Genomic DNA, 15782 nt, shown 5'->3' with positions numbered 1-15782 from the left:
GGTGTGTTTGGCAAATGGCATCTGGGCGATAACTATCCGTACCGTCCTCAGGACCGCGGTTTTGAGGAAAGTCTCTGGTTTCCATCCTCTCATATCAGTTCTGTGCCCGACTACTGGGAGAACGATTACTTCGATGATGTATATTGTCACAATGGCTCTCGTGTGCGACAGGAAGGATACTGTACCGAGGTCTTTTTCAACGCGGCAAAAGCGTGGATGCAAGCACGGATCGCGGCTTCAGAACCCTTTTTCACTTTCCTGCCGACCAATGCCCCGCACGCCCCACTTTTTGTGCCTGCCGAAGACCGCGAGGCCATTGAGGCGGCATTTGCAGAGGATGAACACCAGTTGCCTGCACTTCCCGAAAATTTGCGAGAAAATATCATTCGTTTTCTCGCTATGATTCGAAATTTGGATACTCAGGTCGGTGCGCTTCGGCGCTTTCTGCAAGAACAGGGCGTAGATAGGGATACCATCCTGATTTTTATGACTGATAATGGCAGTACTTTCGGCCCTGTCTATTACAATGCCGGGATGCGGGGCAAAAAGTGTGAGCTATGGGAAGGTGGGCACCGGGTACCGTTTTTCTTGCATTGGCCAAATGGTGATCTGGGCAGTCCCCGGGAGATTGAGGGATTGACTCAGGCGCAGGATATTTTGCCGACTTTGATCGAGTTTTGTGGGCTGGAACCGCTGGCTGAATTGCGTTTGGACGGGATTAGCCTATCTCCGGTTTTGCGGGGTGCGGAGCAGGTGCCGGAAGATCGCATGTTGACGGTGAATTACAGCCGTATGCCCGGGGAGTTGGACTACCCGACGCCCGATAGCCCTTCGTTCATAAGACGCGAGGGTGCCGCTGTGCTCTGGAAACGGTGGCGCTTGCTTGAAGGAACGGCACTGTATGATCTGGATAGCGACCCCGAACAGAATTTCGACGTTGCCGATCAGCATCCTGACACTGTCCGGCAGATGCGGGATTACCTAAATGCATGGTGGCGAGAAGTGGAACCGGTCGCCAATCAAGTGCAGCGGATTACCATCGGCAGTGAGGCCGAGAATCCGATGACGCTGTCGGCTTGCGAGTGGCGGGATGTCTTTGTGGATCAGCAGCGGCAGGTGAGGACGGCCGTGCGGAAGAACAGTTACTGGCACCTGCTGGTCAAAGCCGCTGGCAAGTACACTTTTGAACTGCGGCGCTGGCCGAGAGAGAGCGGCCTCAAGCTGAGAGAGGCTTGCCAGGCGGCTCAATTGACCGATGGCGAACTGAAAGCGGGAATTGCGCTGCCGATTGCCAGAGCGCGTGTGCTGATCGGTGGACAATTCTACGCCAGGCCCGTTAAGCCAGACGACCAGGGTGTTGTGTTTACCGTAGATCTGGAGCCGGGTCCCACGCTTTTGCACACCTGGTTCGACGACGAGCGCAACCAGCCCATCTGCGGCGCGTACTATGTTTATGTTGCGCGTCAATGAGGAGAGACAACCATGAAGACCGTATTGTTGATGATAACCCTATTTGTAATGACTGCGGTTGCGGAGGCGACATACGTGGAAACGATGGATCTAAATGGTTTGACGATGAATCTGAAGACGGATTTCGGACTGGTTGATGATGGGGGTGAGAGCAATCAGAGTGAGCGATTGCAAAAAGCGATTGATGAGGTCTCGGCAAAAGGTGGCGGACGCCTGATCGTTCCGAAAGGGGTTTATCGTTTTGGGGGTATCAATTTGAAGTCCAATGTGCACCTGTTGATCGAGAAAGATACGGTTATCAAACCCTATTGGCCCAAAGGTACGAAGACCATTGTTTTTGGATTGGGTGCAGGGGGGAATGCCGAATCCATAGAGAATGTCAGTATTCGCGGGTTGGGCGGTAAGTTTATTGTCGATTATTCAGATCGCGGAAGTGTGGCGGGGGAAGGCATACGGACCGTCAACTGCAGGAAGGTCAAAAATTTCCTGCTCTCCGATATTGATGTTAAGGATAGTTTTACCACTTATTCTGCATTTATCTTTACGCCGTCCAGGGATAGGGATGTGGAGAGTGGGGGCGTCTTCAGGCCCACCGATGGTCTGGTGAGAAACCTGAGAAGTACGAATACCAGCCCGGGATACGGTTTGGTTCAGATGCATGCGGGGGAGACCATCCATTTTGAAAATCTCGAGGCCATTGGCGGTGGGGTGACTTTTAGACTGGAGACGGGTGCTGGAGGGCATAACGGCGGAGTGCATGATATTACGGCAAAGAATCTATATTGTGAGAATGGCAGTACTGCGGTGTTGCTTGGACCACACAAAGCTCAAAACGGCGTTGTCAAAATTGACGGTGTGACTGTGAAGAGCTGTGCTTTTGCCGTGACGATGGGACCTGGTTATGTGGAGAAACGGAATCAGGCGGATGAGCGTTATAAACCCGGTGTGTTTGCAGATGGGACTACGGTAAAGAATATCCATGCGATATTTGGGACAAATGCGGCCATTGCACTCAAGGGGCTTGCGAATGTTCCGGAGGAATACCTGAAAGAGCTACGGTTTGATAAGAATGATAGGAAGATCAAACGGGTTAGAGGTCCCTCTGTCGGGGTTGTGAGAGATCGCACGGGGGATAGTTGGCATCCGATTATTGAGAATGTGACCAGCGAGGGGTTCAAATACAATAAAGGCATTATGAGCCTTGCCGAAAAACAGCCTCGAAACTGGAAAGCGCGGCTCAAAGGACTGCCGCTTCTCGACGAGATTTTGCGAAATCAACAAAAGCAGGAAGAGTGAGATAAGGAGACCAGCCCATGCGACCGGTCCATCCCCTTAGCGATAGCGAACTGGGCGAACACGTCGCCAATCTCGACCGCGACGGCTCTACCATTATACGGAATCAGATCGCACCCGAGTACCTTGATCCTTTGCGCGATATCGCCCAGCGTGCCGCCGATGACTATATTGCCGCCTGGCGTGGCGGGATGAAGCTGTCTGAAGTGAATATCGGCGATAAGTACGGGAACCGCAAATTCGACCTGAATCCCAATGCCCGTGCCTGTTTTTTATGGGGCGATGCGGCGATAGAATTGCTCGACCACGATACTGTTCACGCGATTTGCGAGCCTGCCTTGGGGACCTATCACTTCTCTGACCTTGTCGCCAATACCCAACGCTACAACCCCGGAAAGCAATCTGAAGGCATCCACCGCGATTTTCGCCCGGGTTTTACCGCCAATGGCAAGCACAGGGGCCTGTGGTTCTTTTTTTTACTTGACGGGTACACGGCGGAAAACGGTGCGACTTCGGTGATACCGGGTACTCATCGCTTCAAGGCTGGCGAAGAACCCGAGGTGCCGGATTCCAACCCGAATTACTATAGCAACAGAGTCCAGGTTATTGGCGATCCCGGTGATCTGCTGGTGGTCAATGCGGCCTGCTTGCACTGCGCCGGCATGAACCAGACCCGGAAGCCTCGCCGTACGTTGAACGTCCGCGTGATGCAACCCGAAGGCAAATTTCACTACAACGCTTGGAAACTGGCCGGACCTGGGCGACAGGCCAAAGCCAGTGTCCGGGTTAAGCGTTTTATGCAACCACCGGCTGAACTCGTTGCCGAACTGCGCACCGATTGGGCGGTTATGCCGAGCGAGAATGAAGTGGATTAGACGCCTCGCATGGGGTCGTTTTTTATTTTTTTGCACGCCATTTCAAACAGGTATTCGAACGGGGGGTCGATGAATTCGGCATTGGGATCGATGCCGCTTGCTTCGAATATTTTTTCACTGCTTTTATCAAAGAAGAGTGTTCGCCGTCTGACCAGCCACCCGATGTTGTACACAACTGCGATCATGTGGCGGTTGTGGTCGGAGGGATTTGGCACGCCGCGATGCCAGAGGCGCGAATCGCGGATCAGGATGTCGCCTTTTTGCAAGGTGGCTTGAATGGGTGGGGAAAAGGATTGACGGTCGGCTTCTGTTTCGTCTGTTACGGGGCGCATGTCGAGGTGCGAACCCGGCCAGATTTGTGTCGATCCGTTTTTGTTAGATGTGTCCTGGGGAAAGATGTTGATGATGAGTTGGGTTGCTGGATGGGGGCGGTTTTGCTCTCCCCAGAGGTGAACGCCGTCAGAATGAAGGGGTTGAAAGGTGCTGTTTGGCGTGTTGGTGTTGCCGTTGTAAAAACAACAGTAAAACCCTTTACCCAGCATTTCTCGTGAGATCTGAACGGCATAAGGGTTGACGAGGATGTCTGGAGATAGGTATGGGTCAAATGGTGGGGGTCCTTGTTGTAAATGCCCTTGTACGCCACCTGCGCCACCCCATTTTTGTGCCTCAATCAGCTTTGCAGAGTCTTCATCCATGCGCGTTTTGAGGGCGTCGAGGATCGCGTGATCCACCACTTGTTCGATGATGACATAGCCGTCTTTTCGAATTGCCTCTATCGCATTTGCCAATTTGTCTTTTGCCAGTTCGCCAGAGCTTCGTTCTGTTGATGTGAGCGAGATGTTCATTTTTTGTCCTTCCCCTTTGTTCTGTTGTTTCCACGGAAAATATATAGTATTATCTACGGCATTGGTGTGTCAACCAGATTCATAGTGGTGCCAGAAGAGAATTGATATAGCAATGCTATCGTGTTAAATTGGCTCCGGGTTTATGCATTGGAGGAATGTATGGCGAGACCAAATATTGTGCTGATTATGGCAGATGATATGGGGTTTGAGTGTTTGAGTTGTTATGGGAGTACGACGTATGAGACGCCAGTGTTGGATGATCTGGCATCGCGGGGGATTCGCTTTTCGCATTGTTATTCGACGCCGCTGTGTACGCCTTCTCGTGTGGAGATTATGACGGGGCAGTACAATTTTCGAAATTACGACAGGTTCGCCTATTTGAATCCCAAAGAAAAGACGTTTGGCAATTTGTTACAGGATGCGGGGTATGCTACGTGTGTTGCGGGCAAGTGGCAGTTGAGCAAGGATAATAAGATGCCGGCGCATTTTGGGTTTGACGAGCATTGTTTGTGGAATATGACGCCGCTTCCAGAAGACCCTGCGCGCGTTGCCAAAGGGCGATATGCAAATCCGCAAATTGAATGCAATGGGGAATGGCTGCCAGACGATTATATCGAAGATCGGTATGGTCCCGATATTTGTTGTGATTATTTGCTGGATTTTATTGAGCGACATCGGGATGTGCCTTTTTTTGCCTATTATCCTATGATTCTGGTTCACGCGCCTTTTGTTCCCACGCCCGATAGCCCGGAGTGGCGGGATAGAGGTCGGAGGGGTGAGCAGAATACGCGCTATTTTGCCGATATGGTGGCGTATGCCGATAAGCTGGTGGGGCGGATTGTGGAGAGGCTCGAGGCGCTCGGTTTGCTCGAGAATACACTGGTGATGTTCACAAGTGATAATGGTACGCATCGCACGATTACGTCTCAGCTTGAGGGTGGTGTTGAGATTGTGGGTGGTAAGGGTACGATGCCCGATGCGGGGACGCATGTGCCTTTTATTGCTTTTTGGCAGGGTGTGGTGCCACAGGGCGTGGTGTTAGATGATCTGGTGGATTTTAGCGATTTTTTGCCGACGCTGATGGATTTGGCCGATGCGCCCATTCCTGAGGGAATGCCGTGCGATGGGCGGAGTTTTTTGCCCCAGTTGCGGGGTGAGGGAGGTAATCCGAGGGATTGGATTTTTTGTCATTATAATCCGCGTTTTGGCTTTGGTCAAGATCACGCGGGACAGTTTGCGCGGGAACATCGGTTTAAAATTTATCACGATGGACGGTTTTACGATGTGCCTGCAGATCGGCTGGAAGAGTACGATATTGTTTTGGGGCAGGGCGATGTCGATGCCGAAGAGGCGCGTGAGCGCTTGCAGAAGGTGTTGGATATGATGCCGGAGTTCGTCGATGATTATGTTCCGGAGAGGTGATATTTTTTACACATGGAGGTTTTAATGTCTGATCCACGTCCCAATATTCTCTACATTATGTCTGATGATCATACTGTGAATGCTATCAGTTGTTATAACGGATGGTTGAATGAGGTGGTGGATACACCGAATATTGACCGCATCGCCAATGAGGGGATGCGGTTTGACAATTGTATTTGCAACAATGCGCTGTGTTCGCCGAGCAGGGCGAGTATTATTACGGGGCAATATAGCCATAAAAATGGGGTGTTGCGGTTGAATCAACCTCTGAGTGACGATCACCCCAATTTTGTGCGGCAGTTGCAGGCTTCCGGATATCAAACGGGTATTGCGGGTAAGTGGCATTTGGGGTCTGAGCCCGATGGGTTTGATTATTGGGAGGTGTTGCCGGGACAGGGGGCTTATTTTAATCCGTCGTTTACGCGCAATGGCGAGCCAACGCAGTACGAGGGGTACGCGACGGATATTATTACGGACTTGTCGCTCAATTGGTTGAAGGCGCGCGATCCGGATAAGCCTTTTTTGATGCTGTGCCACCACAAGGCGCCCCATGGTTTGTGGGAGTACGCGCCCCGTCATGCGGATTTGTTCACGGATGGGGATTTGCCCGAGCCGTCGAATTTGTATAAGCCGTTTGACAAGGTGTCCAGCGCGTTGGAGAATCACCATCGCACGATTCTTATGCAGGCCGAGCGGATGGATGAGGGCGTCCGGGGAAGAGCGTGGCCTACGGGGCGGTTGGATACGACGGGGATGAATACGACGGAGAAGATTCACGCGGCTTATCAGAAGTATGTGAAGGATTATTTGCGGTGTATTGTGGCGATTGATGAGGGTGTGGGGCGGTTGCTGGATTTTCTGGATGAGGAGGGGTTGACGGAGAATACGCTTGTGGTATATACTTCTGACCAGGGTATGTTTTTGGGCGAGCATTCGTATTTTGATAAGCGGTTGATTTTGGAGGAGTCACTGCTCATGCCTTATGTGATGCGGTATCCGAGAGCGATTGCACCGGGTTCGGTGAATGAGGATATTGTGGTGAATGTGGATTTTGGTGCGACGTATCTCGATTTTGCAGGGTTGCAGCCCGATGCACAGGTGCAGGGCAGAAGTTTTCGCGCGCTGTGCGAGGGGGAGACGCCAGAGGATTGGCGGCAGTCGGCTTTTTATGCGTATTGGGATGGGCCGACGAAGCACTATGGCGTGCGTACGCAAAATTATACGCTCGCGGTACATCGAACCGGCGAGCGCGATTTGTTCGATTTGGAGAAGGATCCCTGGGAGATGACGAGTGTGTATGGCGATCCGGCGTATGCCGATGTGCAGGCAGAAGTGGAAGCAGATCTGGCGCGGCTGATCGAGGAGATCGATATCAGTGCCGAGGAATTGCCGCAGGAGTGAAGATGTCGGATGAACGGGATATTGTCGCAGCCGATGAATGGGATGCGGGACACATGGGGTGCGGCGAGGTTATTATTTTGCTTCGAATGCGGATGCAAAAGCTCGAGGAGGGTGAGGTTTTGAAGCTTACGGCGTATGATCCTGGCGCGCCTGTTGATTTGCCCGCCTGGTGCCGCATGACCGGGCGGCGGATGGTTCACGCGGCTCACCCGTTTTACTGGATAGAACAGAAATCAACATAGTAAAGGAGTAAAAGTGGCTGGAAAATTTTGTGTTAGTTTGACTTGTGCGAAGGACGATACGGATAAAGCGACTGTGGCTTTTGTAGTTGCCAATGCCGCGCTGGGGTCGGAGAAGGAGACACTCCTTTTTATGACTACGGAGGGCGTTCGGCTTTCCCAGAAGGGCTATGCCGACGATGTGGCGGAGGAGGGCTTTTTGCCGCTGAAGGATCTTATGGATTTGTTTGTAGGTGGTGGGGGAACGATTTACGTGTGTGCGCCGTGTTTTAAGAAGCGCGGTTTGGATGAGAATAATCTGGTCGATGGGGCGATTATGGTTGGGGGCGCTGCGCTGGTGGAGTTTCTTTCCGATGGGACGCCCTGTATTACGTATTAGGAGGTGTGTTGGAGCCGATAGTACGACACGAATATACGCCCGATGTCAGTTTTGATGGTGGGGATTTGGATTGCGGCGGCGGTTTGTTATTGCTGATTCGCCGGCATATCGATCCGCTGGCGCGCGGTGGATTGTTAGAGATTTTATCTACGGATGCGACGGTTGAGGTCGAGTTGCCCGCATGGTGTCGGTTGACGAGCAATGAACTGGTGTCGTGGACAAAGGTGGGGCGGCAGCGCAGTTATCTCGTTTGCAAGGGGCCGTTTGAGGACCGCGGGCGGGCTGTGGCTTCTGTTGGGGAGCAGCTTCGGGTGGCGGTGACGATTCCCGAGTCGCTGCCGGGTCCTGCGCCCGCGCCGGGGATTGCGCCGCTGTCTGTTATGGGGATTGGGAGTTGGCCGCGTCCTCGCTGGATGCTGCAGGCGGTACACGATCGGCTCGAGGGCAGGCTGGATGACGCAGAGTTTCAGGCGACGGCAGATGATGCGGTGCGGCTTTGTATTGGCGCGCAGTCTCGCGCAGGGGTTGATGTGCTGACGGATGGGGAGCAGCGTCGGGATAGTTATGCGAGTTTTGTGGGTGGGTTGCTGGATAATTGCCAGCTTATTCCGCTGAGCGATTTGACGGCGATGGTGGATGATTCGGAGAAGTTTGAGAAGGAGTTGCGCGCGCTGGATGTTCCGGCGGCTGAGGTGCGGCATCCGGTGGTGTACGGGAAGTTGGGGCGGAGCCGTCCGCTGGCGGTTCACGAGTTTGAGTTTGCGAGTTCTTGTTCGGATAAGCCAGTGAAGGTGGCGCTGCCCGGGCCTTATTTGCTGACGCGTACGATGTGGCTGGATTGTCTCAGGGAGCGTCCGTACGAGTCGCGGGATGAACTGGCGCGGGATGTGGTGCGGGTTTTGCGGGAGGAGGTGCATTTTTTGCTGGCAGCGGGTGTTGCGCTGGTGCAGTTCGATGAGCCGGTTTTGACAGAGGTGGTTTTTGGGAGTGCGACCGGGAATCGCAGTTTTATGTGTGGGGCATTGAGCGAGAAGTTAGAGGCGTCGATGGAGCTTGACTTTGCGGTCGGTTTGTTGAATGAGGTTGTGCGGGGTTTGCCGGGGGAGCGGCTGGGGTTGCATATTTGCCGGGGCAATTGGACGCGGGATGAGTCCGCGGCGCTTTCCGGGGGGTATGGCGCGCTGATGGATGTGCTGAAACGGGTGGATGTGGGGGCGCTGTTTCTGGAGCTTTGCACTGAGCGGGCTGGTGATGTGGATGTGTTGAAAGCGGTTCCGGACGATAAGCGCGTGGGGGTTGGTGTGGTGAATCAGAAGCTGGATTCGGTGGAGTTGGTAGAAGATATTCGGCGGCGAATTTCACAGGCGATCAATCTGTTTGGAGAAGCGCGCGTTTTGCTGACACCGGATTGCGGTTTTGCCACGTTCGCCGATAATCCCGTGGCTTCGGCACATGTGGCGGAGGCAAAGTTGAAAGCTATTGTCGATGCGCGCGATTTGATCGGTGGGGGATAACTATGTCAGATGTGTTGAGGTTTATCAGGCAAGGCGATGTGCAGGTGGAGGAATTGCCGTGGGGTCCGCACGAGTGGATCAGTCGGGAGGGGTTGACCGAGGCGGATCATTTGTTGCTGGTGCGGGTGACGATGCCGCCGGGCAAGGCGCATGCGTTTCATCGCCATCCGTGTATGGAAGAGATTATTTATGTGATTGCAGGGACGGCGGAGCAGTGGGTGGATAGGGATTCGCGAATTCTGGGTCCGGGAGATGCGGCGCATATTCCGATGGATATGGTGCACGGGACGTATAATGCCGGGGATGAGGATCTGGTTTTTTTGGCGATTTTGTCTCCGGCTAAATTCGATGGTGAAGTGCTGGTTGATGTGTCGGGGGATGAACCGTGGATTAATATGAGGGATTAGAGATGTCTAATACACGTCCGAATATTGTTTATATCCTCGCCGATGATATGGGCTATGGCGATGTGGGGTATTATAATCCGCAGTCGAAGATCCCCACGCCGTATATGGATCGGTTGGCGCGCGAGGGGATGCGGTTTACGGATGCACATTCGCCTTCGGCGGTGTGTACGCCCACGCGATATGGGATTTTGACCGGGCGTTATTGCTGGCGTACAGAATTGAAGGCCCATGTGTTGTTCAATTACGAATTGCCGTTGATTGAGCCCGAGCGCGTGACGGTGGCTTCTTTGTTGAAGAAGTGTGGCTATCACACGGGGTGTTTTGGCAAGTGGCATTTGGGTTTGGGTTGGGGTGTGAAGGATGGTGAGGTGTTTGATTTTGACCAGCCCCTGCCGTGGCCGGGTGGGTCACCCGATCCTGTGGAGGAAGATAAGATCGATTTTTCAAAGCCGATTGCGGGGGGACCAATTGAATTGGGATTTGACAGGTTTTACGGGACATCGGGTTGTTCGACGGCGCAACCGCCTTATTGTTTTATCGATCAGGATCAGACGGTGGGTGTTCCGAGTGTGCAAAAGCCGGTTGAGATGGCGGGTGGTCGGCGCGGGTTGATGATTCCGGATTGGGACCACAAGGAGGCGGATCCGGCTTTTACGGAGAAGGCTGTGGCGTATATTGAGGAGCGGGCGAGGGATGAAGATACGCCTTTTTTTCTTTATCTGGCGGCTTCTGCGCCGCATGAACCGTGTACGGTCGAATGTGTGCCGGAGTTTTTGCGCGGTGCGAGTGAGGCAGGTCCCCGGGGGGATATGGTCGCGCTGGTTGACTGGATGGTGGGGCAGGTGATGGATGCGCTGGATCGCTGTGGGTTGGCGGATGATACGCTGGTTATTGTGACGAGTGATAATGGTGCTTTGCCGGGTTGTGATGGTCGCACGTATGGTCATAAGTCTTGTGGTGATTGGCGCGGTTTTAAGGGGTTTATCTGGGAGGGAGGACACAGAGAGCCGTTTATCGCGCGCTGGCCAGGTGTTGTTGCGCCCAATTCGGTTTGCGATGCGCTGGTTGGGTTGCAGGATTTTATGGCGACTGTGGCGGATATTGTGGGGGAGACGCTTCCAGAAGATGCGGGGGAAGATAGTGCGAGTTTTTTGCCCGCGTTGATGGGTGAGACTGAGCCTGTTCGGGATGATTTGATACACCATTCCTGCATGGGGGTGTTTTCGATTCGGCGTGGGGATTGGAAGTTGATTGTCGATTGTGACAATTCCGGAGATATGGGGCGCGGTATAGATGGGTGTGCGGGCACGGGTCCTGTGCCGGGGGCAAGGGGTCAGCTTTATCATATGGGAGATGATCCGTTTGAGTCTTATAATCTGTTTGGCAGAGAACCGGGTATTGTGCGCGAGTTCAGGGAGATGGTCGAGCGGTATATCGCCGATGGAAGGAGCGTGTGATGGCTTATTTGACGGTTGATGATAAAGAGGCGTTTCGAGAGAAGGGCTATGTGATTAAACGCGATGTGGTGACGCCCGAACAGATGGAAGCCGCGCGAGATGTGATTTGGGATCATTTGCCTGTGGATCGCAATGATCCTTCTACGTGGGTTGGGAAAGAGGGGTCTCAGGGGATGGATGGGCACGCGGCGTTTCACGCGTTGGTTTACGATTCGCCGCTGTACAGTATGGTTGAAGAGTTGGCTGGTAAGGGGCGTTTGGCGCCTTTGCATCCACCAGTTACGTCGGCAAATTTGCGGTTTCCGCAGGGTGGGGAGTGGGAAGAACCCAGGGGTAATCACATGGATGGGCACGGGCTTGGCAGCGGTGTTGTGAATAATTGGACGGTGGGTATTACGCTGTATCTCAATGATGTGAAGCCCCAGGGTGGTGGTACCTGCGTGTGGCCGGGGACGCATAAACACATGGCGGATTATTTCAAGACCCATTCGCGGGTGAGTCTGGGTAAGAAGTTTTACGATTTGCCGATTTACGAGGGCGAACCGCGTTCGACGAGGCCGCTGGAGATTCTCGATTGGGATGAGGAGGATTATGAGGAGATTTCAGGGCCAGCGGGGTCCGCGATGATCTGGCACAGTCATTTGATTCACAGCGCGAGTATGAATTGTAGCAATGAGATTCGCATGGCGATTATTACGCGTTTTCGATGGACGAATTGGGATGATCTCAAGTTTGAAGATCCGGATGATATGTGGGCGTATTGGGAGGGGATGTAGAAGTGTGATCCGCAGATGACGCAGATGAACGCAGATGAAAAAGAGGGACTGGGGCTGGTTGGGCTGATAGCTGACCGATTGGGGGTTGAGGGAAAGAGAGAAGGAGGCTTATTGTGCGTTTGTGTTTTGATCCTGTTATGTGTCCAAAAGCCGTGTTGCCCGCTGCCTTGAAGATTGCAAAGGCAGCGGGTTTTGATGCTATGGTGTTGCATTGTGCGTTTACGGCGAGTTCGCCTTTTCATCCAGATGCTTCGGTGAGGATGATTCGCGATTATTTTGACGATGCGGGTGTGGCGTTGATGGGGTTACATGTGCGCGATGATCCAGGTTCTAATTTTCGGCAGGTTGAGTGGGATGTTCATCTGGCGCGGGCTCTTCGCTTGCGGTGTGCGAGTTTTCTCTGTGGTGCGCGTTCCCGCGAGGCGCGCGAGGCTCTGGTGAGGGGTGTGCAGGCGTTGCTTGAGAATATTCCAGATGTGACGCTGAATATCGGGAATGGGGTGGATACGTGTTTGGAAAGTGCGGCGGATTTTGATGTTTTGATGCCCGATTTGCCCGAGCGCGCACATATCTGGCTCAATGCGATGGATGTTGATAACGCTGTTGGGATTGTGGATAAGTATGTGGAGCGTATGGGTATGGTGACGATTGGGGAGGATGATATGGATGTGGTCCTCGCGCTCAAGGCGAATGGTTATGATGGTCCTGCGGTGCTCAATACCGCGGGTGGTTCTGTGGCGGATCTGCGGGTGAGGGTAGAAGGGGTTTTAACATGAGGAGTTTTTTATGAATGTTATTTTGATTGTGCTGGATACATGGCGTCGAGATCACGTGGGGTGTTATGACAATTCGCGGATTCACACGCCGAATATAGATCGTTTTGCCGAGCGGGGCGCGGTTTTTGAGAATGCGTATTTGGCTTCGTATCCCACGCTGCCGTGTCGCCGGGATATTGCGACGGGGCGATACGAGTTTCCATGGCGGGGATGGGGCGGTATAGAGCCTGATGATGTGACACTGGGTGGGACGGTGCATGAGGCGGGTAAGGTGTCCTATTTTTTTACGGATGTGTATCACCATTGGACGAGCAATCCGGGCAGTGGGTACTGGCGTCCGTTTTCGGGATTTGATTTTGTGCGCGGGCAGGAGCGGGACCGGTATGTGACGGATTCGGATATTGTTTTTGAGAATCGGACGCTGGATTATCCGCCGCATAACAGGCCCGAGCAACCGCATTTTCGCAATGCGCAATATATCCGGAAAGAAGAGCGCGACTGGTTTTCGCCGCAGTTGTTTTCGAGGGCGGCGCGGTGGCTTCAGCACAATGCCGATCAAGAGTTCTTTTTGATGATTGATTCTTTTGATCCGCACGAACCATGGGATCCGCCACGCCACTATGTGAAGTTGTACGATGATTCGGAAGACGATGTGATGGAGTATCCGGTTGCGCCTTACGATTGGGTGGATGGCAATTTGACGGAGGCGGAGTTGAAGCGGGTGCAGGCGATTTATGCGGGTGAGGTGACGATGGTGGATCGCTGGGTGGGGCATTTTCTCGATCAGGTTGAGAATATGGGGTTGATGGATGATACGATGATTATTCTCGCGTCGGATCACGGGACGCACAATGGCGATCACGGGCGCACGGGAAAGAACTGGGTGCTCTGGAATGAGATTACGCGGATTCCGATGATTGTGTGGCATCCCGAGTTTGGTCACGGTGCGCGTCCTGTGCAGTTTGCGCAGCCGGTTGATTATTTTCCGACTGTGGTAGAGGCTATGGGGTTGGGGGTGCCCGATGGGGTGAATTTGCACGGGCAGAGTTTGATTCCGTTTCTGCGGGATGAGGATGCGCCCGGGCGCGATGCGATTTTGTACGGTCAGTTTTCGGGGACGTGCAATATTACCGATGGGGAGTATGTGCTGTTGCAGGGGGTGGATGAGTCCAATCCGCCGGTGTATGCGTATTCGAGTATTATTGCGAATCGGAATCAGTTTGATTGGGGCGCCGATGTGCTTCGGAGCAAGCAGACGCCTGCGCGACATCCCGAGAAGCACAAGACGCGGTTGTATCACATGCCTTCGGATCCCGAGCAGGAGAATGATCTCGCCGATGGTGAATCAGATGCTCTGGCCCGTATGCAGCGTTTGATGGTTGAAAAGTTGCGCGCTATTGATGCGCCGTCGGAATTGTTGATTCGGTTGGGACTTAAAAAGGAGGGGTTATGGGACCGAATATTTTGATTATGATTGCAGATGATGCGACGTATCTCGATTTGTCGCTTTACGGTGGGCAGAATGTGGATACGCCGAATATTGACGGTTTGGCGCGGGAAGGTCTGGTTTTTAATCGGGCGTATTTGCCTATGGCGATGTGCAATCCGTGTCGTACGGCGCTTTATACGGGGTTGTACCCAGCGCGCAATGGTTCGTGCTGGAATCATTCTGCCGCGCGTCCGGGGACGAAGAGTCTTCCGCATTTTCTGGGGGATCTGGGGTATCGCGTGGGGCTTTGTGGCAAGAAGCACGTGGGTCCCAATAAGAGTTTTCCGTTTGAATATGTGCCGGGTATTGAGGGGGGATGCACACATCCCGATCCCGAGTTTGGCGTTGCGGGTATTCGCGCGTTTGTGGAAGCGTGTCGGGATACGCCTTTTTGTCTTGTGGCGGGTCTTTTTGAGCCGCACGCGCCGTGGACGCTGGGCAATCCCGAGCATTTTGATCTGGATGCGTTGAAGTTGCCTCCGTATCTGGCAGATACAGAGGAGACGCGGAGCGATTATGCCAGGTATTTGGCGGAGATTGAGGTGCTGGATCAGGAGGTCGGTGAGATTCTCGCGGTGCTGGATGAGTCCGGGAAGGCGGATAATACGCTGGTGATTTTTACGTCTGAGCAGGGGTCGCAGTTTCCCGGGTGCAAGTGGACAAATTGGAATACGGGTGTTCATACGGGTTTTATTGTGCGCTGGCCCGGCGTGGTGAAGCCGGGATATACCGATGCGGTTATTCAGTATGAGGATGTCGCGCCAACGCTGATTGAGGCTGCGGGCGGTGATTCCGATGCGATTGATTTTGATGGGTCGAGTTTTATGTCTGTGCTTTTGGGCGAGGCAGATGCGCATCGGGCGTTCGCGTATTTTATGCATAATAATATTCCCGAGGGTCCGCCCTATCCGATTCGCGCGGTGACGGATGGTACGTATCACTATATTCGCAATTTGACGCCCGAGGCGATCTATATTGAGAAGCATCTGATGGGGCAGTTTCGATGGCATCAGTACTGGCCAACGTGGGTTTTTGATACGACGTTTAATGAGCATACGCGGTTTTTGGTGGATCGATACATGCGCCGCCCGCCCGAGCAGTTGTATCGCATGGATGAGGATCCCTGCGAGTTGAATAATCTGGCCGATGATCCCGCGCACGCAGAGGCGAAGAAAAGCCTGTCTGCCGAGCTCGATTGCTGGATGAAACAACAGGGCGATTCCGGTGCCGAGATCGACACAGAAGACCAATGGCAAGCAGCTAAAGAAGGGAGACACTTTGGATCAGGATAGGCAGGATGGAAGGATGGACAGGATGAAAGGCAGGTCGCTCATTTAGTGCATATAGGGATGGACGGGATGTGGTGGAAATTGTCTGGATTTGGCACTGATGCTGTATATTATTGGGATGTGGAGGTAGCTGGCGTTTCGCGTTGTCGA

Annotated in this window: 15 protein-coding genes; 14 read left to right on the top strand and 1 reads right to left on the bottom strand. The window is 53.3% G+C overall.

Translation table 11 applies throughout. The annotated features are described in order from the left end of the window. The 3 genes from OXH16_18365 to OXH16_18355 all read left to right on the top strand — a co-directional run. On the top strand, positions 1–1470 hold a 1470-nt coding region (locus tag OXH16_18365), incomplete at its 5' end, for a sulfatase-like hydrolase/transferase (GenBank protein ID MCY3683367.1). A 12-nt stretch (positions 1471–1482) separates the two neighbouring features. Then, complete coding sequence (locus OXH16_18360) at positions 1483–2766, top strand: hypothetical protein (protein ID MCY3683366.1); 1284 nt, start codon at positions 1483–1485, stop codon at positions 2764–2766. Positions 2767–2783: 17 nt separating this feature from the next. Further along, entirely contained in the window at positions 2784–3638 is an 855-nt protein-coding gene (locus OXH16_18355) for a phytanoyl-CoA dioxygenase family protein (GenBank protein MCY3683365.1), read from the top strand. Here OXH16_18355 and OXH16_18350 read toward each other — a convergent pair. After that, a complete protein-coding gene (locus OXH16_18350) occupies positions 3635–4483 on the bottom strand; it encodes a phytanoyl-CoA dioxygenase family protein (protein ID MCY3683364.1) in 849 nt (282 codons plus the stop codon). The genes OXH16_18355 and OXH16_18350 overlap by 4 nt on opposite strands. A gap of 159 nt (positions 4484–4642) precedes the next feature. On the opposite strand from OXH16_18350, the gene OXH16_18345 reads away from it, so the two are divergent. The 11 genes from OXH16_18345 to OXH16_18295 all read left to right on the top strand — a co-directional run bounded on the left by OXH16_18345 (position 4643) and on the right by OXH16_18295 (position 15635). Then, positions 4643–5905 (top strand): sulfatase-like hydrolase/transferase, encoded by a 1263-nt coding sequence (locus tag OXH16_18345; GenBank protein ID MCY3683363.1) that lies wholly within the window; start codon positions 4643–4645, stop codon positions 5903–5905. Positions 5906–5929: 24 nt separating this feature from the next. Beyond that, a complete protein-coding gene (locus OXH16_18340; protein MCY3683362.1) occupies positions 5930–7306 on the top strand; it encodes a sulfatase in 1377 nt (458 codons plus the stop codon). A 2-nt stretch (positions 7307–7308) separates the two neighbouring features. After that, positions 7309–7548, top strand: coding sequence for a sulfurtransferase TusA family protein (locus OXH16_18335; GenBank protein MCY3683361.1), 240 nt, complete (start codon positions 7309–7311; stop codon positions 7546–7548). Between the two features lie 13 nt (positions 7549–7561). After that, a complete protein-coding gene (locus OXH16_18330) occupies positions 7562–7924 on the top strand; it encodes a DsrE family protein (protein MCY3683360.1) in 363 nt (120 codons plus the stop codon). Between the two features lie 5 nt (positions 7925–7929). Continuing rightward, positions 7930–9438 carry a 5-methyltetrahydropteroyltriglutamate--homocysteine methyltransferase gene (locus OXH16_18325; protein MCY3683359.1) on the top strand — a complete coding sequence of 503 codons (1509 nt, stop codon included), beginning with the start codon at positions 7930–7932 and terminating at the stop codon, positions 9436–9438. A 2-nt stretch (positions 9439–9440) separates the two neighbouring features. Continuing rightward, positions 9441–9845, top strand: a complete 405-nt coding sequence (locus tag OXH16_18320) for a cupin domain-containing protein (protein ID MCY3683358.1) — start codon at positions 9441–9443, stop codon at positions 9843–9845. 2 nt (positions 9846–9847) lie between these two features. Beyond that, the gene (locus tag OXH16_18315; GenBank protein MCY3683357.1) at positions 9848–11302 is read left to right on the top strand and encodes an arylsulfatase; all 1455 of its coding nucleotides are present in this window, start codon (positions 9848–9850) and stop codon (positions 11300–11302) included. After that, positions 11302–12078, top strand: a complete 777-nt coding sequence (locus OXH16_18310; protein ID MCY3683356.1) for a phytanoyl-CoA dioxygenase family protein — start codon at positions 11302–11304, stop codon at positions 12076–12078. The genes OXH16_18315 and OXH16_18310 overlap by 1 nt, the downstream gene beginning before the upstream one ends. Before the next feature lie 113 nt (positions 12079–12191). Further along, positions 12192–12854: a hypothetical protein gene (locus tag OXH16_18305; GenBank protein MCY3683355.1), complete on the top strand. Its 663-nt coding sequence runs from the start codon at positions 12192–12194 to the stop codon at positions 12852–12854. A 10-nt stretch (positions 12855–12864) separates the two neighbouring features. Further along, entirely contained in the window at positions 12865–14322 is a 1458-nt protein-coding gene (locus OXH16_18300) for a sulfatase (GenBank protein MCY3683354.1), read from the top strand. Next, positions 14304–15635, top strand: coding sequence for a sulfatase (locus tag OXH16_18295; protein MCY3683353.1), 1332 nt, complete (start codon positions 14304–14306; stop codon positions 15633–15635). The genes OXH16_18300 and OXH16_18295 overlap by 19 nt, the downstream gene beginning before the upstream one ends. Positions 15636–15782 lie beyond the last annotated feature (147 nt).

This window comes from Gemmatimonadota bacterium, from assembly GCA_026705765.1.
Lineage (GTDB): Bacteria > Latescibacterota > UBA2968 > UBA2968 > UBA2968 > VXRD01.
Note: the sequence above shows the minus strand (reverse complement) of the source record. Positions and strands in the feature narration are given on the sequence as shown.